General features: G+C 69.8%; 17 protein-coding genes and 2 tRNA genes. 10 read left to right on the forward strand and 9 right to left on the reverse strand.

Annotation, left to right across the window (positions count from 1 at the left end):
* Nucleotides 1-88: 88 nt before the first annotated feature.
* The 7 genes from ACT3TD_RS09320 to ACT3TD_RS09350 all read right to left on the reverse strand — a co-directional run bounded on the left by ACT3TD_RS09320 (nucleotide 89) and on the right by ACT3TD_RS09350 (nucleotide 5,228).
* Nucleotides 89-162 (reverse strand) — tRNA-Leu (locus ACT3TD_RS09320).
* 9 nt (nucleotides 163-171) lie between these two features.
* Nucleotides 172-1,131 carry a Ppx/GppA phosphatase family protein gene (locus ACT3TD_RS09325; RefSeq protein WP_441579778.1) on the reverse strand — a complete coding sequence of 320 codons (960 nt, stop codon included), beginning with the start codon at nucleotides 1,129-1,131 and terminating at the stop codon, nucleotides 172-174.
* Nucleotides 1,131-1,697 carry a DUF501 domain-containing protein gene (locus ACT3TD_RS09330; RefSeq protein WP_444615060.1) on the reverse strand — a complete coding sequence of 189 codons (567 nt, stop codon included), beginning with the start codon at nucleotides 1,695-1,697 and terminating at the stop codon, nucleotides 1,131-1,133. Before ACT3TD_RS09330 ends, ACT3TD_RS09325 begins: the two co-directional genes overlap by 1 nt.
* A 38-nt stretch (nucleotides 1,698-1,735) precedes the next feature.
* A complete protein-coding gene (locus ACT3TD_RS09335) occupies nucleotides 1,736-2,452 on the reverse strand; it encodes an FtsB family cell division protein (RefSeq protein ID WP_441582454.1) in 717 nt (238 codons plus the stop codon).
* A gap of 30 nt (nucleotides 2,453-2,482) precedes the next feature.
* A complete protein-coding gene (eno, locus tag ACT3TD_RS09340) occupies nucleotides 2,483-3,763 on the reverse strand; it encodes a phosphopyruvate hydratase (protein WP_301443158.1) in 1,281 nt (426 codons plus the stop codon).
* 77 nt (nucleotides 3,764-3,840) lie between these two features.
* Nucleotides 3,841-4,479, reverse strand: coding sequence for a hypothetical protein (locus ACT3TD_RS09345; RefSeq protein ID WP_441579768.1), 639 nt, complete (start codon nucleotides 4,477-4,479; stop codon nucleotides 3,841-3,843).
* Nucleotides 4,480-4,556: 77 nt separating this feature from the next.
* Nucleotides 4,557-5,228 (reverse strand): metal-dependent transcriptional regulator, encoded by a 672-nt coding sequence (locus tag ACT3TD_RS09350; protein ID WP_301443156.1) that lies wholly within the window; start codon nucleotides 5,226-5,228, stop codon nucleotides 4,557-4,559.
* Nucleotides 5,229-5,352: 124 nt separating this feature from the next.
* On the opposite strand from ACT3TD_RS09350, the gene ACT3TD_RS09355 reads away from it, so the two are divergent.
* From ACT3TD_RS09355 to ACT3TD_RS09365, 3 genes are read left to right on the forward strand one after another with little or no spacing between them, the layout of a single operon-like run.
* Nucleotides 5,353-6,240 carry a metal ABC transporter substrate-binding protein gene (locus tag ACT3TD_RS09355; protein WP_301443155.1) on the forward strand — a complete coding sequence of 296 codons (888 nt, stop codon included), beginning with the start codon at nucleotides 5,353-5,355 and terminating at the stop codon, nucleotides 6,238-6,240.
* A gap of 29 nt (nucleotides 6,241-6,269) precedes the next feature.
* A complete protein-coding gene (locus ACT3TD_RS09360; RefSeq protein WP_441579769.1) occupies nucleotides 6,270-6,902 on the forward strand; it encodes a metal ABC transporter ATP-binding protein in 633 nt (210 codons plus the stop codon).
* Nucleotides 6,902-7,783 carry a metal ABC transporter permease gene (locus ACT3TD_RS09365; protein ID WP_301443153.1) on the forward strand — a complete coding sequence of 294 codons (882 nt, stop codon included), beginning with the start codon at nucleotides 6,902-6,904 and terminating at the stop codon, nucleotides 7,781-7,783. Before ACT3TD_RS09360 ends, ACT3TD_RS09365 begins: the two co-directional genes overlap by 1 nt.
* Here ACT3TD_RS09365 and ACT3TD_RS09370 read toward each other — a convergent pair.
* Nucleotides 7,737-8,894 (reverse strand): MazG nucleotide pyrophosphohydrolase domain-containing protein, encoded by a 1,158-nt coding sequence (locus ACT3TD_RS09370; protein WP_301443152.1) that lies wholly within the window; start codon nucleotides 8,892-8,894, stop codon nucleotides 7,737-7,739. The genes ACT3TD_RS09365 and ACT3TD_RS09370 overlap by 47 nt on opposite strands.
* Nucleotides 8,895-8,925: 31 nt before the next feature.
* Nucleotides 8,926-12,642, reverse strand: coding sequence for a transcription-repair coupling factor (mfd, locus tag ACT3TD_RS09375; RefSeq protein ID WP_441579767.1), 3,717 nt, complete (start codon nucleotides 12,640-12,642; stop codon nucleotides 8,926-8,928).
* Nucleotides 12,643-12,724: 82 nt separating this feature from the next.
* Here mfd and ACT3TD_RS09380 point away from each other — a divergent pair.
* The 7 genes from ACT3TD_RS09380 to pth (ACT3TD_RS09410) all read left to right on the forward strand — a co-directional run bounded on the left by ACT3TD_RS09380 (nucleotide 12,725) and on the right by pth (ACT3TD_RS09410) (nucleotide 18,954).
* A tRNA-Gln gene (locus ACT3TD_RS09380) sits at nucleotides 12,725-12,796 on the forward strand.
* 103 nt (nucleotides 12,797-12,899) lie between these two features.
* A complete protein-coding gene (locus ACT3TD_RS09385) occupies nucleotides 12,900-14,330 on the forward strand; it encodes a hypothetical protein (RefSeq protein WP_444615055.1) in 1,431 nt (476 codons plus the stop codon).
* A gap of 79 nt (nucleotides 14,331-14,409) precedes the next feature.
* Entirely contained in the window at nucleotides 14,410-15,849 is a 1,440-nt protein-coding gene (gene glmU, locus ACT3TD_RS09390; protein ID WP_441582711.1) for a bifunctional UDP-N-acetylglucosamine diphosphorylase/glucosamine-1-phosphate N-acetyltransferase GlmU, read from the forward strand.
* A 100-nt stretch (nucleotides 15,850-15,949) separates the two neighbouring features.
* Nucleotides 15,950-16,915, forward strand: coding sequence for a ribose-phosphate diphosphokinase (locus tag ACT3TD_RS09395; RefSeq protein WP_301442928.1), 966 nt, complete (start codon nucleotides 15,950-15,952; stop codon nucleotides 16,913-16,915).
* Between the two features lie 185 nt (nucleotides 16,916-17,100).
* Nucleotides 17,101-17,730, forward strand: coding sequence for a 50S ribosomal protein L25/general stress protein Ctc (locus ACT3TD_RS09400; RefSeq protein ID WP_301442929.1), 630 nt, complete (start codon nucleotides 17,101-17,103; stop codon nucleotides 17,728-17,730).
* 31 nt (nucleotides 17,731-17,761) lie between these two features.
* Nucleotides 17,762-18,319 (forward strand): aminoacyl-tRNA hydrolase, encoded by a 558-nt coding sequence (gene pth / locus ACT3TD_RS09405; RefSeq protein WP_441579659.1) that lies wholly within the window; start codon nucleotides 17,762-17,764, stop codon nucleotides 18,317-18,319.
* Entirely contained in the window at nucleotides 18,316-18,954 is a 639-nt protein-coding gene (gene pth / locus ACT3TD_RS09410; RefSeq protein ID WP_441579660.1) for an aminoacyl-tRNA hydrolase, read from the forward strand. The genes pth (ACT3TD_RS09405) and pth (ACT3TD_RS09410) overlap by 4 nt, the downstream gene beginning before the upstream one ends.
* The last annotated feature ends 49 nt before the right edge of the window (nucleotides 18,955-19,003 follow it).

Below are 19,003 nucleotides of genomic sequence, written 5' to 3' on the forward strand. Positions count from 1 at the left end.
CGCGTGCCGGATCCGCCCGATTCTCGGCACGAAAAGACCGGATCGTGCACGCTACCGTGGGTCCGCGCGGCCCGCCGGGAAAATTCGGTGCCCCCAGTCGGACTCGAACCGACACTGCGCGGATTTTAAGTCCGCTGCCTCTGCCAATTGGGCTATAGGGGCGGGAGCGCGCTAACTGTTGCGCTCGATGACCTCGGCGAGGATACCGTCGAGGATATCCTTCTCACTCACCGTGATCGACGTCAGGCCCCGGTCCAGGAAGCGGGACGCGAAGGCGTCGATGACGATCGCACCGCCACCGATCACGTCCGCACGGCCCGGGTGCATCGCCGCATGTCCACGCCGCTGCTCCACGGTCTCCCCCAGCAGGGAACGAGCCGTGGACCGGAACTCCTCCAGGTCCAGCTCCGACATGTGGGTCTGCTCCGGGTTGTACTCGGTCAGCCCCTTCTGGATCGCGGCCACGGTGGTCACCGTGCCCGCCACGCCGACCACGCGGGTGACCGACCCCAGGTCCACGTTCTCCTCCACGGTCTCCATCAGCCCGTCGACGTAGGCCCTCGCCTCGCTGATCTCCTCGTCGGTGGGCGGCACGGAGTGCAGGTAGCGTTCGGTGAGCCGCACGCAGCCCATGTCCGCCGAGTACGCCTGGCCCGCACCGTCGCCGTACGCGTCGACGACGAACTCGGTGGATCCGCCGCCCAGGTCGATCACGCAGACCGGCCCGTCGACCTCACCCAGGTCCGCCACCGCGCCGGCGAAGGACAACTGCGCCTCGCGCACCCCGGAGACGACCTCTGCCTGCACACCGGGGGCCACGCGGCCCAGGTGACGGCGGGTGATGGCGAAGAAGTCCTCACGGTTCTCCGCGTCACGCGTTGCCGACGTCGCCCCCATCATCACGTCGGTGACACCGTTCATGATCATCCGGTCGGCGTACACGCCCAGCGCCTCGTCGACACGGTCCAACGCGGCCTCGGCGAAACGTCCCGTGGCGTCCACACCCTGGCCGAGGCGCACGATGATGTTGTCGCGGTTGATCTCCCGCAGGGAACCGTCCTCCTGCACCTCGCTGATCAGCAGGCGGATGGAGTTGGTGCCGCAGTCGATGGCGGCGAAGGTGCCGGTCATTACTTCTCCTCGTCGGAACGGTCGTCGGAACGGTCGTAGGTCATCTCGTCGACGTGCTCGTCGAAGGCGGCGTCGATGGAGGTGCCGAGGTCTTCGGGCGTCGGCCAGTCCGCGGGGATGGCGGTGCCGGACAGCTTCGGGGTGTGCGCGGCGGCCAGGGCCACGGCCTCGGTGCCGAGGCGCACCCGCGACGGCCCCTCTGCCAGTGCGTAGGCGATGAGCACGTGCAGGCACTTCACCCGGTCGGGCATGCCGCCGCCGGAGAAGTCGGTGCCCAGGGACTCGATGGCGTTGCGCTCGGCGAGGAAGTGCTCGTGGGCGGCCTGGTAGTCGGCGGCCAGCTCGGCGTCCTCCCGCAGGCGCGCCTGCATCGTGCGCATCACGCCGGCGACCTCCAGGCGGGACGCCTCGGCGGTGAGCCGCGGGTCGGTGAGGTAGTACAGCGTGGGGAACGGGGTGCCGTCCGGAAGCCGCGGCGCGGTCTTCACCACGGCCGGCGCGCCGTCCGGGGTGCGGTAGGAGACCTCGATCGCGCCACGGATCTTGCGTCCGAGCTGACGGGACATGGTCTCGTAGTCGGCGTCGCTGACCGTACTATCAGTCACTACTGTGCTCCCTGCTGTTGCTGTTGCTGCTGCTCCTGCAGTTCGCGCTGCAGGTCCGGGTCGCCCTCCTGGGCGGGGTCCTCCGGCTGGTCCGGGTCAATCGGCAGATTACCGGAACCGCCGTCGGAGTCCCCGTCCTGCCCCTCGTCAGCGGAGCCGTCGTCCTCGTCGTCCGGGGTGGCGACCGAGCCCCACAGCTGGGTGTACCAGGGGTCCGGCTCGGCGTCGTCCTTCTCCATGCCCGGGTCGGTCGGCGAGCTGGTGTCGATGCGCGGGTCCATCAGCCGGAAGGCCGACTCCCCCGGCTCCACGACACCCAGGCGGGTGCGGGCCTGCTCGCGCACGTAGGCCTCGCTGTTGTAGCGGTCGAGTTCCTCGTTGAGGTCGTCGCGCTCGGCGAGCTGACGCTCGATCGTGGCGTTGACCTCGGCGAGCTCGGCGCGCTGCTGGAAGTAGTTGCGCAGCGGGGTGGCCACGGACAGGGCGACGAAGGCGAGCACCAGGATCACCGCGACGGTGACCAGCGGGTTGACCTTCTTCGGCAGCTCCACGAAGGAGCGGGCCAGTTTGCGGGGTGCCTGGCGCACCTCACGCTGACGGCGGTCACGGCCCTCCACGGACCGTGGTCGTGGCAGACCGGGACCGTCGGTCCGGGCGCTGTCGCGCTCGTCCGACGGTCTCGTGTCTTCCCGGTCCCTCCGGTCACGCGTTCCCATAGGGGACGATACTAGCCCGTTGCCGCGGGACTACTTCGCAGTGAACCGCGGGAAGGCGGAAGCGCCGGCGTAGACGGCCGCGCCTTCCAGGTAGCTCTCGATGCGCAGCAGCTGGTTGTACTTGGCCACGCGCTCGGAACGGGCCGGGGCACCGGTCTTGATCTGGCCGCAGTTCAGGGCGACGGCCAGGTCGGCGATGGTGGTGTCCTCGGTCTCACCGGAGCGGTGCGACATCATGGTCTTGTAGCCGGAGTTGTGTGCCAGGGCGACCGCGTCGAAGGTCTCGGTGAGGGTACCGATCTGGTTGACCTTGACCAGCAGGGCGTTGGCGACGTCCTCGTCGATGCCGCGGCGCAGACGCTCCGGGTTGGTGACGAAGAGGTCGTCGCCGACGAGCTGGACCTTGTCGCCGATCTCGGCGGTGAGCTTGGCCCAGCCCTCCCAGTCGTCCTCGTGCAGCGGGTCCTCGATGGAGACCAGGGCGTACTCGTCGACGAGCTCGCCGTAGACCTTGGCCATCTCCTCGGCGGTGCGCTTGCCGCCCTCGAAGTTGTAGTGGCCGTCCTCGTAGAACTCGGACGCGGCGACGTCCAGCGCCAGGGCGACGTCCGTGCCGAGGGTGTAGCCGGCGGCGGAGATGGCCTCGTCGATGACGTCGAGCGCGGCACGGGTGGAGTCGACGGAGGGGGCGAAGCCGCCCTCGTCACCCAGGCCGGTGGACAGTCCCTTGTCCTTGAGGACCTTCTTCAGGGAGTGGTAGACCTCGGCGCCGATGCGCAGGGCCTCGCTGAAGGTCTCCGCACCGATCGGGGCGATCATGAACTCCTGGACGTCCACACCGGAGTCGGCGTGGGCGCCACCGTTGAGGATGTTCATCATCGGCACCGGCAGGACGTGGCCGTTGGGGCCGCCCACGTAGCGGAAGAGCTGCAGGCCGGCGGACTCGGCGGCGGCCTTGGCCACGGCCATGGACACGCCCAGGATGGCGTTCGCGCCGAGGCGGGACTTGTTGGGGGTGCCGTCCAGCTCGATCATCGCCTGGTCGACGAGACGCTGGTCGTCGGCCTCGAGCCCGGCGAGGGCCTCATCGATCTCGTCGATGACGTTGCGGACGGCCTCGAGCACGCCCTTGCCGAGGTAGCGGTCGCCACCGTCGCGCAGCTCGTGGGCCTCGTGGACGCCGGTCGACGCTCCGGAGGGTACGGCGGCGCGGCCGACGGAGCCGTCGTCCAGACCGACCTCGACCTCGACGGTCGGGTTACCACGGGAGTCCAGGATTTCGCGGGCGATGATCTGCATGATTTCGGCCATGTGGCTGTCAGCCTCCTCGGCTGGGAATGTCGGTGGATATCAGACACCACCATTCTGCCCTATCCGCCGCCGGCGCGTCAGGCAGCTTGGCCGAGTGCGTAGTTCGCCGCGGCGTCGCGCACCTCGACCATGTACTCCTCGGAGCGGTTGTAGGCGAACAGTGCCCGGGTCCACCCGTCGGCGGTGTCGAGGTCGCGGTCGTTTCCGCAGAGCAGACGGCCGGACGCCGCGGCGGCGTCGGCGATGTCGTGGGGGTCTCCCCCGGCACCGTAGGTCCCCCACGTTTCGGGGAGGAACTGCATCGGCCCCACCGCCCGGTCGTACTCGGGGTCGCCGTCGAGTTCGCCGTTGTCGGTGTCGGGGATCTCCATGAAGCTACCCGAACCGTCCAGCCGCGGGCCGATGATCTGCCCGCCGTCGGCGCCCGCACCGTAGGTGCCGTGGTGGGACTCCACGTAGCCGATGCCGGCCAGGGTATTCCACGCCAGGTTGCAGGACGGGAACTCGTTCGCGGCCGTCTGCGCACCGGAGACGTAGCCCTCCAGGTGCTCCTCCGACATGTCGAGCGTCTCGGCGGTGGCGGCGACGTCGTGCACGGTCACCGCGCGGGCCGGGGGCACGTTCTCGGGCACCGGGACGCGTTCCTCCTCGGGCTCCTGTTCGTCGACGAGGAAGACCCCGACCACGATCACCACCAGCAGGACGGTGGCGACCAGGCCGAGGAACCCACCGCAGCCTGCACGTCCGCTGGGACGGGTCCGCTCTGGTCCTGCACTCCCTGAACCCCCTGCCGTCACATCTCCTCCGCGCGGCACAGGATCGCCGTGAGGGAGGCGACGGAGAGCTGGACGTCGCGCCCCTCGACGGACAGCACGGCCATGTCCGGGTAGGGGCGCTCCCCGACCACCAGGTGGATTCCGGGGGCGATGCCGTTGTCCTGCAGGTAACGCAGCAGCGCACCGTCGCGGTCGCTCACGCGGTCGACGAGCAGGCGCTGGCCCTCGGTCGCCTCGGCCAGCGGCAGGGTCTCGGGCGCGGTGATGGTGCCCTCGGCGTCCGGGATCGGGTCACCGTGCGGGTCGCGGGCGGGGTGGCCCATGATCGTGTCGATGCGGGCGATGAAGGTGTCGGACACGGCGTGCTCGAGCACCTCGGCCTCGTCGTGGACCTCGTCGACGCCGTAGTCGAGTTCGCGCAGCAGGTAGGTCTCGATCAGGCGGTGACGCCGCACCATCTGCAGCGCCAGCCGGCGCCCGTCGTCGCTGAGGGTGATGTCACCGTAGGGGGCGTGGACGACCAGACCCTCGGCGACCAGCCGCTTGACGGCCTCGGACGCGGTGGAGCGACGTTGCCCCAGTTCGTCGGCGAGGACGGAGAGGGACGCGCCGCTGCGGTCCCACTCCTGGAGGTCGTAGATCTTCTTGAGGTAGTCCTGCGACCGGTCGGGCAGATCGGTGACATGCATGGCGGAGACTTTACCCCACCCTGACCTCCACCCGACCGCCGCTTCGGCGCATGTTTGCGAGTTCCCCACTCTAAAATGTAGAGTTCAATGAATTGAACTCATGACAACGAGATGGAGAAATCACGTGAGAAGAACCCCCGCCGCCGCGGTCCTGGCCGCCGCCTGCGGCCTCACCGCCTGCAGCAGCGCAGCGTCCGACGACACCCCGGAGGTGCTCGCCACCTTCACGATCCTGGCCGACATGGCACAGCAGGTCGCCGGCGACACCCTCGAGGTCGCCTCGCTGACCCGCCCCGGCGCGGAGATCCACGGCTACGACCCCACCCCCGGCGACATCCGCACCGCCGCCGGCGCCGAGGTGATCCTGAACAACGGGCTGGGGCTGGAGAACTGGGTCGACAAGCTCACCGCCGACTCCGACGCCACCCGTGTCACCGTCACCGAGGGCATCGACCCGCTGCCGATCGCCGGCACGGACGAACCGAACCCGCACGCCTGGATGAGCCCGACCCTGGCGACGGCCTACGTCGACAACATCGCCGACGCCCTCAGCGACCACCGCCCGGCGGACGCCGACACCTTCCGCGCCAACGCGGCGTCCTACAAGGAGCAGCTCGACGAGGTGCGCGGCGACCTCGTCGACGGCCTCGCCCACCTGCCGGAGAACCAGCGCGTACTGCAGACCTGCGAGGGGGCGTTCAGCTACCTCACCGCCGACGCCGGGCTCACCGAGAGCTACATCTGGCCGGTCAACTCCTCGGCGCAGATCACCCCGGCCCAGGTGCGGGACGCCGCCGACGTGGTCCGCGACAACGACGTGCCGGCGGTCTTCTGCGAGTCCACCGTGGACCCGGGCCCGAAGGAGCAGCTCATCCGCGAGACCGGCGCGCAGGACGGCGGCACCCTCTACGTCGACTCGCTGACCGACGCCGACGGCGACGCACCGACCTACCTCGACCTCATCCGTCACGACGTCGACACCATCGTCGCCGGCCTAGGTGGCGAACGGTGACCCCGGCGATCGAGCTTCAGCACGTCTCGATGGCCTACGGCCAGGTCCAGGCCCTGCAGGACGTCTGCCTCACCCTGCCCGCCGGCGCCGTCCACGGGCTGATCGGTATCAACGGCGCCGGCAAGTCCACGCTCTTCGGCGTGCTCACCGGTTCCATCCGGCCGGACGCCGGCACGGTGCGCGTCCCCGGCCCCGTCGCCTACGTCCCGCAGTCCGAGAAGGTCGACTGGACGTTCCCGGTGAGCGTGCGCGACGTGGTCACCGCCGGACGCCACGGGCACATGGGCCCGTTGCGGCGTCCCCGTGCCGCCGACCGCCGCGCCGTGGACGACGCCCTGGCACGCACCGACCTCACCGACCTCGCCGGACGCCAGATCGGCCAGCTCTCCGGCGGGCAGCGCAAGCGCGCCTTCGTCGCCCGCGGGCTGGCGCAGGACGCCGCGACGGTGCTGCTGGACGAACCCTTCGCCGGCGTGGACCGGCCGAGCCAGCGCACCGTCTCCGACCTGTTGCGCACCCTGGCCGACGACGGCCGGTGCGTGCTCATCGCCACCCACGACCTGGCGTCCGTGCCCGGGATGTGCGACACCGCCACCCTGCTGCAGCGCACCGTGGTCGCCCACGGCGCCCCGTCGGACGTGCTGGACAGGATGGTGCACTGATGGTCGAACTGCTCCTGGAACCCCTGCAGTACGGGTTCATCCAGCGTGCCCTGCTGGTGGCCACGGTCACCGCGGTGACCGCCGGGCTGCTGTCCTGCTGGCTGGTGCTGATCGGCTGGTCGCTGATGGGCGACGCGGTGTCCCACGCCGTGCTGCCGGGCGTGGTGGTGTCCTACATCCTCGGCTGGCCCTTCGCCGTGGGCGCGCTCATCGCCGCCCTGCTGGCCGTCGGCATGGTCGGTGCGGTGGGTAGGCGCACCACGTTGAAGGGCGACACCGCCATCGGCGTGATCTTCACCGCCCTGTTCGCCCTGGGGCTGGTGCTGTCGTCGGTGACCCCGGCGGGCACGAACCTGCAGGAGATCCTCTTCGGCAACCTGCTCGGCATCACCCACGACTCGCTGGTGCAGGTGCTCGTCTTCGGCACGGTCGCCCTGGTGGTGATGCTGGTGATGCGCCGCAACATCACCGCCTGGGCCTTCGACGCCGAGCATTCCCGCATCGTCGGCATGCCGACCGGGCTGATCCGCTGGACGGTGATGGTGTGCCTGGCGCTGGTGGTGGTCGCCTCGATGCAGGCGGTGGGTGTGATCCTCGTCGTCGCCCTGCTGATCACCCCGGGCGCCACGGCCTACCTGCTCACCAGGCGCATCGGACGCATGATGCTCATCGCCCCGGCCGTGGCCTGGGTCAGCTCGGTCGTCGGCATCTGGGCGAGCTTCCACCTCGACGTGTCCACCGGCGGCTCCATCGTGCTGGTCCAGGCCGGTATCTTCGTGCTGGTCTACCTCTTCGCCCCGCGGGAGGGACTGGTCACCACCGCGGTGCGGCGGGTCACTTCCCCCAGCCCTCCGGTGTCTCCTGTGCCTGCGCGTCGCTGAAGCGGTGCTCCAGCTCCCGGCGGAACTCCTCGACCGCGCCGATCAGGCGGTTGTCGGAGTCGCCGACGTCGTCGCGCTCCAGCCCGATCATCGGGAAGCGGATGTCGGTGGGGATCTCCGAGTCGTGCAGCCCGTACCCGCGGGCCAGGATGATGACCTCCTCGGCCGCCGACAGGGCAGAAGGTGCAGCCGGCGAGTCGGCCTCAGGGGTGTGCACCGCGGCGAAGCTGGAGGCGTGCGGTTCCTGCCGCCCGGTGGCCCCTGTGATCTCCGGGGTGGGTTCGGGCTTGTAGGGCGCCTTGCCCTCGGCGGCACGCCCCTCGGCCCACAGCCGGTCCTGCTCCTCGCGGGACACCGGACGCTCCACGTCCTCGAAGAGGTACGGCGCACGCGAGCGCATCTTGGCGACGAAGGCACCGGCCACGTGACCGATGTCGAAGGAGCCGCGCCGGTTGGCGATCTCGGAGTGGAAGAGCACCTGCAGCAGGATGTCGGCGAGTTCGCGGCACAGTTCCTGTTCGTCGGCCTGCCGGTCTGAGCCGGCCTCCTCGAGCCGGTCGACGACCTCGGCGAGCTCCTCGGTCTCCTCGCGCAGGTAGGCCAGCAGGCTGCGGTGGGTCTGGGACTGCTCCCACTCCCCCTGACGCATCGCGCGCGTCATCAACGCCACGGCGTCCTCGACCTCGTCGATCACCGAGGACGGGACCTCGGTGCGCGAGGTGCGCCGCAGCCCGGCGACCGCGGCGGTGTGGTCGTCCGTGCCGACGATCTCCCCGTCCACGACGCCGCCACCGGAGTAGTCGATCTCCGGCTCGGACGCCTCGGCGGCCCCCGGTGCCTCGATCTCCCGGTCACCGGCCATCTCCATCAGGAGGCTGGGTGCCTTGACCAGCGCGTCGCCGCGCTCGAGGCGCTCGGCGACGGCCTCGTTGGCGAGGTCGGTGGTGACGATCACGTCGGTGTCGTCGACGGTGTGCCCACCGAGGTCGGCGATGACCCAGCGGATGCGGACCGGCACCTCCTCGGTGTAGCAGACGTCATCACCGAGCAGCGGTACCGCCTCGACGGGCAGCATCGCGGGGAACCTGGGATCCAGCAGCACGACGGACATGGAGGTCAGTGTACCGGTTACCCGTTCGGTCTCAGCGGGTAACCGGCTCCGTGTGTCCGCCGGCGCCGGTGATCTCCCGGCGCGGCACCCCGGCCAGGTCCGTCAGGGCGTTGGCGCACCACTGCACGAGGTCGAGGTCACGCAGGGCGACGGCCCTCATGCCGGACCCCTCCTTGGGCACCGGGACCAGCACCGTCTTCGGTGTCGCCCGGTAGGTCGCCGCCGGGAACAGCCGCTTGAGCCGGACCTGGCCGGAGTCCGCCAGGGTGATCGGCGAGAAGCTGATCTTCGCCCCGGTCTGGATGACCTCGGTGACGTCCAGGTCGCGGCACACCATGCGTAGCCGGGCGACGACCACCAGTCGCTGCACCTCCTCGGGGATGTCGCCGTAGCGGTCGCGCAGCTCCTCGAGGACGTGGGCCAACGCCTCGTCGTCGGTGGCCTCGGCGAACTTGCGGTAGGCCTCCAGGCGCAGCCGTTCGCTGGCGATGTAGGTCACCGGGATGTGCGCGTCCACCGGCAGGTCGATGCGGATCTCGCGGCGCTCGGCGGTGTCGGAGCCGTCCACGGTCTCGCCGTCGGCCATCGCGCGGAAGGCCTCCACGGCCTCCCCGACCAGCCGGACGTACAGGTCGAAGCCGACCCCGGCGATGTGGCCGGACTGCTCGGCGCCGAGCACGTTGCCGGCGCCGCGCATCTCCAGGTCCTTCATCGCCACGGCCATGCCCGCGCCGAGGTCGTTGTTCTGCGCGATGGTGGTCAGCCGGTCGTAGGACGTCTCGGTGAGCGTCTCGCCCTTCGGGTAGAGGAAGTAGGCGTAGGCGCGTTCGCGGGAGCGCCCCACGCGGCCGCGCAGCTGGTGCAGCTGCGACAGGCCCATGTGGTGGGCGTTCTCCACGATCAGGGTGTTGGCGTTGGCGATGTCCAGGCCGGTCTCCACGATGGTGGTGCACACCAGCACGTCGAATTCGCGGTCCCAGAAGCCCTGCACCGTGGTCTCCAGCTGCTCCTCGCTCATCTGCCCGTGGGCGACGACGACCCTGGCCTCGGGGACGAGCTGGCGGATCCGCGAGGCGGTCTCCTCGATGCTCTTGACCTTGTTGTGCACGTAGAACACCTGGCCGTCGCGCAGCAGCTCACGACGCACCGCCGCGGCGACGTGCTTCTCGTCCTGCGAGCCGACGTACGTCAGCACCGGGTGCCGGTCCTGCGGCGGGGTGAGGATCGTGGACATCTCGCGGATACCGGCCATGGACATCTCCAGGGTGCGCGGGATCGGCGTGGCCGACATGGTCAGCACGTCGACGTGGGTGCGCAGCGACTTGATGTGCTCCTTGTGCTCCACTCCGAAGCGCTGCTCCTCGTCCACTATGATCAGTCCGAGGTTCTTCCACTGGATTCCGGTGCCCAGCAGCCGGTGCGTGCCGATCACGATGTCCACGGTGCCGTCGGCCATGCCGGCGAAGACCTCGGTGGACTCCTTCGGCGAGGTGAACCGCGACAGTTCCCGGATCTGCGTGGGGAAGTCCTGCATCCGGTCGATGAAGGTGCGGTAGTGCTGCTGGGCCAGCAGGGTGGTCGGCACCAGCAGGGCGACCTGCTTGCCGGACTGCACCGCCTTGAAGGCGGCGCGCACGGCGACCTCGGTCTTGCCGTAGCCCACGTCGCCCACGATGACCCGGTCCATGGGCACCGGCTTCTCCATGTCACCCTTGACCGCCTCGATGGCGTTGAACTGGTCCTCGGTCTCGGTGAAGGGGAAGGCCTCCTCCATCTGCCGCTGCCAGGGCGAGTCCGGGTCGAAGGCGTAGCCGGGCGCGGCCTGCCGGGCGGCGTAGAGCTGCACCAGTTCCCCGGCGATCTCCCGCACCGCACCGCGGGCCTTCTTCTTCGTGTTCTTCCAGTCCGAGCCGCCCATCTTCGACAGGGAGGGCTTCTCCCCGCCGACGTAGCGCGACAGCAGGTCGAGCTGGTCCATCGGCACGTACAGCTGGTCGCCGGGGCCGCCACGCTTGGACGGGGCGTACTCCAGCACCAGGTACTCGCGCCGCGAGGCGTCGGCGCCCTTGCCGATGGTGCGTTCGGTCATCTTCACGAACTTGCCGATGCCGTGCTGGTCGTGGACCACCAGGTCCCCGGGGGCCAGGGCCAGCGGGTCGACCCGGTTACGCTTCTTGGCGGGTTTACGACGCCCCGTCGCGCTGGCCTCCACGCGGTTGCCGGTGACGTCGGACTCGGTGACGAAGAGCAGGTCGGTGGTGTCCAGACCGCCGTGGGCGGCGGCCTGGTAGATGCTGACGGTGCCGGTGGACGGCACCTCGTCGGCGGTGCGCTTCGAGCGGCGCATCCGTCCCTGCCCGGTGATGCCGTCGAGTTCGACGTCCACCGCCTCGGCGGCGATGCCGGCCTCGCGGAAGCGGCGCAGCATGCGCGCCACGATCGCGGGGGACGGTGCGGCGTAGGCGACCCGTCCCCCGCCCTCGACCCGACGCCGGATCGCCGACATCAGCTGGCCGATGGCCTCCATGTCACCGTGCGGTGCGGGCGCGACGTCGAAGTCGAGCAGCAGCGGCTCGGCGTCGGAATCGTCCCAGTCCGCGACGCCCGTGGGCGACAGCGTCCACCACGGGGCGCCCAGGGCGTCCTGCGTGGCGCGCAGGGACGCCAGCGTGCGGTAGCCCGCGCGGTCTACGTCCTGCGAGTCCTGCGAGCTGTCCGCGATCGCGGCGACGTCCACCGGCGCGGCACCGCCCATCGCCGCGACCTCCCACCCGGCGGCGAGGAACTCGCGGCCGGTGGCGATGAGGTCCTCGGCGCGTCGTTCCACGGCAGCCGGGGTGAGCACCACGGTGTGCGAGCCCTCGGGCATCAGCTCGGGCAGGGTCTGCATCGGGCCGTCGTAGAGCAGCGGGATCAGCGACTCCATGCCCTGCACCGGTGTGTGCTGGCTGATCTTGTCGAAGGCCTCGGCGAGCTCCGGGTTGCCGGCGTTCTCCCTGGCCAGAGTCTCGGCGCGGCGGGCAACCTCGTCGGTGATCAGCAGTTCGCGCACCGGGTGCGCGAGCACCTCGCCGGCGACGGCCTCGGGGATGGTGCGCTGGTCACCGACGGAGAAGGCACGCACCTCGCTGACCTCGTCGCCCCAGAACTCCACGCGCACGGGCGTATCGGCGGTGGCCGGGAAGATGTCGAGGATGCCGCCGCGGGTGGCGAACTCGCCACGGCGTCCGACCACGTCGGAGTGGGTGTAGCCGAACTCCACGAGGCGTTGCTGCACCTCGGAGAAGTCCAGTTCCACGCCCTCGGCCAGCCGGACGGGCTCCACCTCTCCGAGCCCGGCCATCACCGGCTGCACCACCGAGCGCGTGGGTGCGACCAGCACGTTCACCTCGCCGTGGGCGAGCCGGTAGAGCGCCTGACGACGCTGCGACACCGTCTCCACCCCCGGCGACAGCCGCTCGTGCGGCAGCGTCTCCCAGGACGGCACCATCGCCACGGTGTCCCCCAGCATCGCGGTGAGCTGGGCGGTGAGGTCCTCGGCCTGGCGTCCCGTCGCGGTGACCAGCAGCACCGGACGGTGCCTCGCGAGCGCGCCGACGGCGAACGGCCACGCCGCGTCCGGCCCCTGCATGTGAAGACGCTGATCGCCGACGTGGGTGACCATGCCCCGCAACTTCGGGTCGGAGGCGAGGGAACTCAGCACCCCGGACAGCGGTGGTGTCTGCGGCGGCTTCTGCGAGGGACTCATGGGCAACCATCGTAGTATCGCGGCGATCAGGTAGAGTGACCGGTTGACCGGGACGGGTGGAGCAACCACCGGTTCCTGGCGTTCCCCCATGGTGTAATCGGCAACACTGCGGTTTTTGGTACCGTCATTCCAGGTTCGAGTCCTGGTGGGGGAGCTTCGCCGTTCGGGGAGTTTTCCCCGTTTTCCACACCTCTGGTCCGCATGATTCTGCACACTGCCTGTGCAGACATTCATGTGCGACGATTCCTGAGGTAAGAATGACCACGATTCGGGCATCCCGTGTCCGGCGCTGCTGCGCCGCCCTCCTGACGGGTTCCCTGGTGCTCACCGCATCCGCCTGCGGCGGCGACGGTGCGGACGGCCCAGACGACACCACCCCGACCGCCGCCGCGGCGGAGACCGGCACCGACTTCTCCCTGAGCTACGACGTCCCCGAACGGTGGGACGCCGACTCCGTGACCGCCGTGCTGGAGTCCTCGATGATCGGCGGCGGGGTGAACGGCAGGTCCGTCGTCGCGGACGGCGCGCTGTTCGTCGGCGAGGGCCTCAACCAGGTCAAGCGGGCGACGGAGGAGGGCACCGAACTCCTCGACGTCACTCCCCTGAAGTCTTCCTCGGTCGAACAGCAGGACTTCCGGATGGAGGGCTTCCGTCGCAACGACACCGACTTCGTCGCCCTGTGGCGCCAGGGCGTCCCCGAGAGCAACGACAGCCGACGTCTCGGCGACGAGAACGACGCCGACCGGGAGGTGTTCCTCACCGTGCTCGACTCCTCCGGCGAGGTCCGGCTCGACGGGGCCCTCGACGGTGCCACCGAACCCGGGTACGTCGCGGGCGGTCTGGCGAAGGCCCCCGGGGAGACCTCACGGCAGCTCCTCGCCTATGACCCGCTGACCGGCGAATCCGTCTCCGGGGACGGCGGCGACGGGGAAGAATCCTGGAGCAACGAGCCCGGCTCGCCGGTGACCACGGTGGCCGGGTACGACACCCGGGGCAACGAGGTGACCACCGTGACCCGTCGTCTCCCCACCAGCGACGCCAGGTTGAGCCGGGGAGAATTCAACGACTACGACCACCACGCCAACGGCTGGTCGTCCAGGGACGTCCTGGACGCCGGGGACAAGGACACCGTCCACTTCGCCGGCATCGCCGGCGACTACGCGTTCTTCCGCCTCAAGCGGGAGCGTCCTCCCTTCGGCACCGAGGTGGACGAGGACCTGCCGGACAAGTTCGTGGTCCACATCCCCGACGGAACGGTGGCGTACTCCGGAAACGAGGACTGCCTCGACAACAGGACCACCAGTCTCGAACCTGACGTGGGCGACTCCACCAGACGTGCCGCGTTCACCTCCGCCGACCAGTCCGTGATCGTCCGCGGCCGCCTGATGCTCGACGCCGACCGGTCCCTGCTGACGTGCGAGGAGGTCCGGGGCGACCTCGACCCCTACGTCGTCCTCGACGACGGCACGGTCTACGGCTACGGCGAGCAGGGCTCCGGCGACGGTGCGCAGCAGGTCGCGGCCTCCATGCAGGTCGGTGACGAGGAGGCGTTGATGGAACAGGGGTCGCTGCCGATCCACGTCGACGCCGGCGGCCGGGGCTGGTTCGCCGACGCGGTCAACCACAGCAACGGCACCGACACCGTCGTCGCGGTGGTGGAACCCGCTGAGGGCGGTTCCCGGTCCTGAGCGCCGACGGCGTTAAACTGTCGGACATCCGCGTGATCCACATCCGCAGTCGAGCTCCAAGGTAAGGACACCGCCCATCGTGACTGAACAGAACAAGCCGGTCGCCGTCGTCGTACTCGCCGCCGGCGCCGGAACCCGCATGAAGTCCGCCACGCAGAAGACCCTGCACTCCATCGGCGGGCGGACACTGCTCTCGCACAGCCTGCACGCGGCGGACACGGTCTCCCCCGAGCGCATCGTCGCCGTCGTCGGCCACGGGCGCGAGCAGGTCGGCCCCGCCGCAGAGCAGATCGCCGAGGAGCTCGACGCACCGGTGGACCTCGCCGTCCAGGAGGAGCAGCTCGGCACCGGGCACGCCGTGCAGTGCGCCATGCCCGCCCTCGAGGGCTTCGAGGGCACGGTCATCGTGACGAACGCCGACGTCCCGCTGCTGACCGGGGTCACGCTCGGCCACCTGCACGACGCGCACACCGAGGTCCCCACCGCGGTCACCGTGCTGACCACGGACCTCGCCGACCCCTTCGGGTACGGCCGTATCATCCGCAACGACGAGAACGAGGTCACCGCGATCGTCGAGGAGAAGGACGCCGACGAGTCCGAGCGGGCCGTCACCGAGATCAACTCGGGCGTCTTCGCCTTCGACGCCGCGATCCTGCGCGACGCGCTCACCCGCCTGCGCACCGACAACTCCCAGGGCGAGCTCTACCTCACCGACGTGCTCGGCATCGCCCGCCACGACGGCCACCCGGTGCGCGCGCACCGCTCCGACGACCCGCGCGAGCTCGCCGGCGTCAACGACCGCGTCCAGCTCGCCGCCGCCGGCCGCGAGCTCAACCGCAGGACGGTGGAGGCCGCGATGCGCGGTGGCGCCACCGTCGTCGACCCCGCGACGACGTGGATCGACGTGGAGGTCACCGTCGGCGCCGACGTCACCGTCCTGCCCGGCACGCAGCTCAAGGGCCGCACCTCCATCGCCGCCAACGTCACCGTCGGGCCGGACTCCACGCTGCAGGACGTCACCGTCGGCGAGGGCGCCTCGGTGGTGCGCACCCACGCGCTGGAGTCCACCATCGGCGCGCACGCCGAGGTCGGCCCGTTCACCTACCTGCGTCCGGGGACCGTCCTGGGCGAGGAGGGCAAGCTCGGCGGGTTCGTCGAGTCGAAGAACGCCACCATCGGCCGCGGTTCGAAGGTCCCCCACCTGACCTACGTCGGCGACGCCACCATCGGCGAGTACTCCAACATCGGGGCGTCCAGCGTCTTCGTCAACTACGACGGCGTGGACAAGCACCACACCACCGTCGGGTCTCACGTGCGCACCGGCTCGGACACGATGTTCATCGCCCCGGTCACCGTCGGCGACGGCGCCTACTCCGGTGCCGGCACCGTGATCAAGGACGACGTCCCCGCCGGCGCCCTGGCGGTCTCCGGCGGCCAGCAGCGCAACATCGAGGGCTGGGTGCAGCGCAAGCGTCCCGGCACCGAGGCAGCGGAAGCCGCAGAGGCAGCCGACTCCTGACCCCCGTCGGGGTTGCCCCGGATTGGTTCACCTGAACCGCTCGTCTTACACTCACAACAGCGAACAGCTCCCTCCCTAAGTCGGAAAGGTCGTAGAACCCGTGTCCCACTGGATCGACAACCAGAAGAACCTGATGCTCTTCTCCGGTCGTGCCCACCCAGAACTCGGCGAGGCTGTGGCCCGTGAGCTGGGGATTTCCCTGACCCCCACCACCGCACACGACTTCGCCAACGGCGAGATCTTCGTCCGCTTCGAGGAGTCGGTCCGCGGCTCGGACGCCTTCGTCCTGCAGTCCCACCCGCAGCCGCTGAACAAGTGGGTGATGGAGCAGCTCATCATGATCGACGCACTGAAGCGCGGCTCCGCCAAGCGCATCACCGCGATCCTGCCGTTCTACCCCTACGCCCGCCAGGACAAGAAGCACCGCGGCCGCGAGCCGATCTCGGCCCGCCTCATCGCCGACCTGCTCAAGACCGCCGGCGCCGACCGCATCGTCTCGGTGGACCTGCACACCGACCAGATCCAGGGCTACTTCGACGGCCCGGTCGACCACATGCACGCCATGCCGATCCTCACCGACTACATCATCGGCAAGTACGGCATGGACAACCTCTGCGTGGTCTCCCCCGACGCCGGCCGCGTGAAGGTCGCCGAGAAGTGGTCGAACGTGCTCGGCGGCGCCCCGCTGGCCTTCGTCCACAAGACCCGCGACATCGACGTCGCCAACAGCGTCACGGCCAACCGCGTCGTCGGTGACGTCGACGGCATGACCTGCATCCTGCTGGACGACATGATCGACACCGGCGGAACCATCGCCGGTGCCGTGAAGGTGCTGCGTGAGGCCGGTGCCGGCGACGTGATCATCGCCACCACGCACGGCGTGTTCTCCGACCCGGCCCGCGAGCGGCTGAACAACTGCGGCGCGCGCGAGGTCATCACGACCGACACGCTGCCGCAGGACACCGAGGGCTGGGACAACCTGACCGTCCTGCCGATCGCGCCGCTGGTCGCCAAGACCGTGCACGAGATCTTCGAGAACGGGTCGGTCACCACGCTCTTCGAGTAGGAGCACGGCCGAGGCGTCTGGTAGTATTCCGGACGTCTCGGCGAGGGCTGGTTCACACCGGCCGTTATCGGCGCGCATTCGTTCCACGGTGACTTCACCACGGGACGGTCACCGCACCAGGAGCCGCAGCAGAGTCTGCGGCTTTTTTCGTGAGACCGATCAGTTCCGACTTCTAGGAGATCATCATGGCAACCAACATCATCCGCATCAGCGGCCTGCCCCGCACCGAGTTCGGCAAGGGCGCCGCCCGCCGTCTGCGTCGCGACTGGCGCATCCCGGCCGTCCTGTACGGAACCTTCCACGAGCCGATCCACGTGAGCTTCGAGCTGCTGGAGTTCCAGGGCATCGTGCGTAACCACGGCTCCAACGCCATCCTCGAGGTCGAGATCGACGGCGAGGACAACCTCTGCATGATCAAGGCCGTCGACCAGAACGTCCTGACCCTGGACATCGACCACGCCGACCTGCTCTCCGTCAAGCGCGGCGAGACCGTCGAGGTCGACGTCCCCGTCGTCTCCGAGGGCGAGGCCGGCCCGGGCACCCAGGTCGTCCAGGACGCCGACACCGTCACCATCGAGGCCGACGTGCTGTCCATCCCCGAGGAGATCACCTTCTCCATCGAGGGCAAGGAGGTCGGCGACCAGGTCACCGCCGGCGACCTGAAGATGCCGGGCAACACCTCCCTGGTGTCCGACGCCGACACCCTGATCGTCAACATCATCGAGCCCGAGGTCGCCCCGGAGCCCGAGGAGACCGACGACGCGGTCACCACCGAGGCCGACGCCGCGGAGGACAAGGGCGACTCCGAGGAGTAGTCCCCTCCCCCGGGTATGGGAGACTGGTGCAGTGAACAACACTGCCCGGTCTCCCTTTCTCGTTGTCGGACTCGGCAACCCCGGCACCCAGTACGAGGGCACCCGGCACAACGTCGGCGCGATGGTGCTCGACGAACTCGCCTCCGCCACCCACTGCAGCTTCAGCACCAACAAGAAGCTGAACGCCCGCGTCGCGGACACGCGCATCGGCACCGACAAGCTCATCCTCGCCGTCCCACGCAGCTTCATGAACCTCTCCGGCGGGCCGGTCAAGGCCCTGGCGTCCTACCACCGCATCCCGGCGTCCCAGGTCATCGTGGTGCACGATGAGCTGGACCTCGACCTCGGCACCGTGCGCGCGAAGAACGGCGGCGGGTTGAACTCGCACAACGGGCTACGCGACATCGCCAAGTCGTTGGGTACCCGCGACTTCCACCGCGTCCAGGTCGGCATCGGACGCCCGCCCGGCCGCATGGCCCCGGCGTCCTACGTCCTCAAGCCCTTCGCGAAGAAGGAGCGCGACGAGCTGCCGATCGTCCTGGCCGACGCCGCGGACCTCGTGCTCCAGTCGGTAAACTCCGAATCATGAGCCTGCTCTCCCGCCTGCTGGCACCGTTCCGACGCACTGCCCCCGATGGCCCCGACGCCCCCGGTCCGGCCCAGTGGCTGGTCATCGGCCTCGGCAACCCCGGCGTGAAGTACGCCGGCACCCGGCACAACGTCGGCTACCTCGTCACCGACGAGCTCCTGGAGCGCGCGGGGGACGTCCTGCGCCCCATGCCGGGGACGAAGGCGCACGTCGCGCGCGTGGAGGTCGACGGCCACGGCGTCCTGCTGGTGCGCTCCACCACGTTCATGAACCTCTCCGGCGAGGCCGTCGCGCCGCTGGCCACGAGCTACGGGATCTCCCCGGACCACGTCGTCGTGGTGCACGACGAGCTCGACCTGCCCGCCGGCAAGGTGAAGGTGAAGCTCGGCGGCAACGAGAACGGGCACAACGGCCTGAAGTCGATCACCGGCGAACTCGGCACCCGCGACTACGTGCGCGTACGCGTCGGCATCGGACGCCCGGCGTCCGGCACCGGCGTGGTCGAGCACGTCCTGACGGCGCTGGACGGCGCGGCCGCGTGGGACGTCGCGGCGTCCACCGGCGCCGACGCCGTCGACGTCCTGGTCACCCGTGGCCTGGCCGCCGCCCAGAACGAGATACACTCCCGACCGTGAGCACCGCGAAGAAGAGGCCCGCCCCGGTGGCGGGCACGTACGAGGGCGA

It is taken from the genome of Corynebacterium sp. AOP36-E1-14 (assembly GCF_052377495.1).
Taxonomy (GTDB): domain Bacteria; phylum Actinomycetota; class Actinomycetes; order Mycobacteriales; family Mycobacteriaceae; genus Corynebacterium.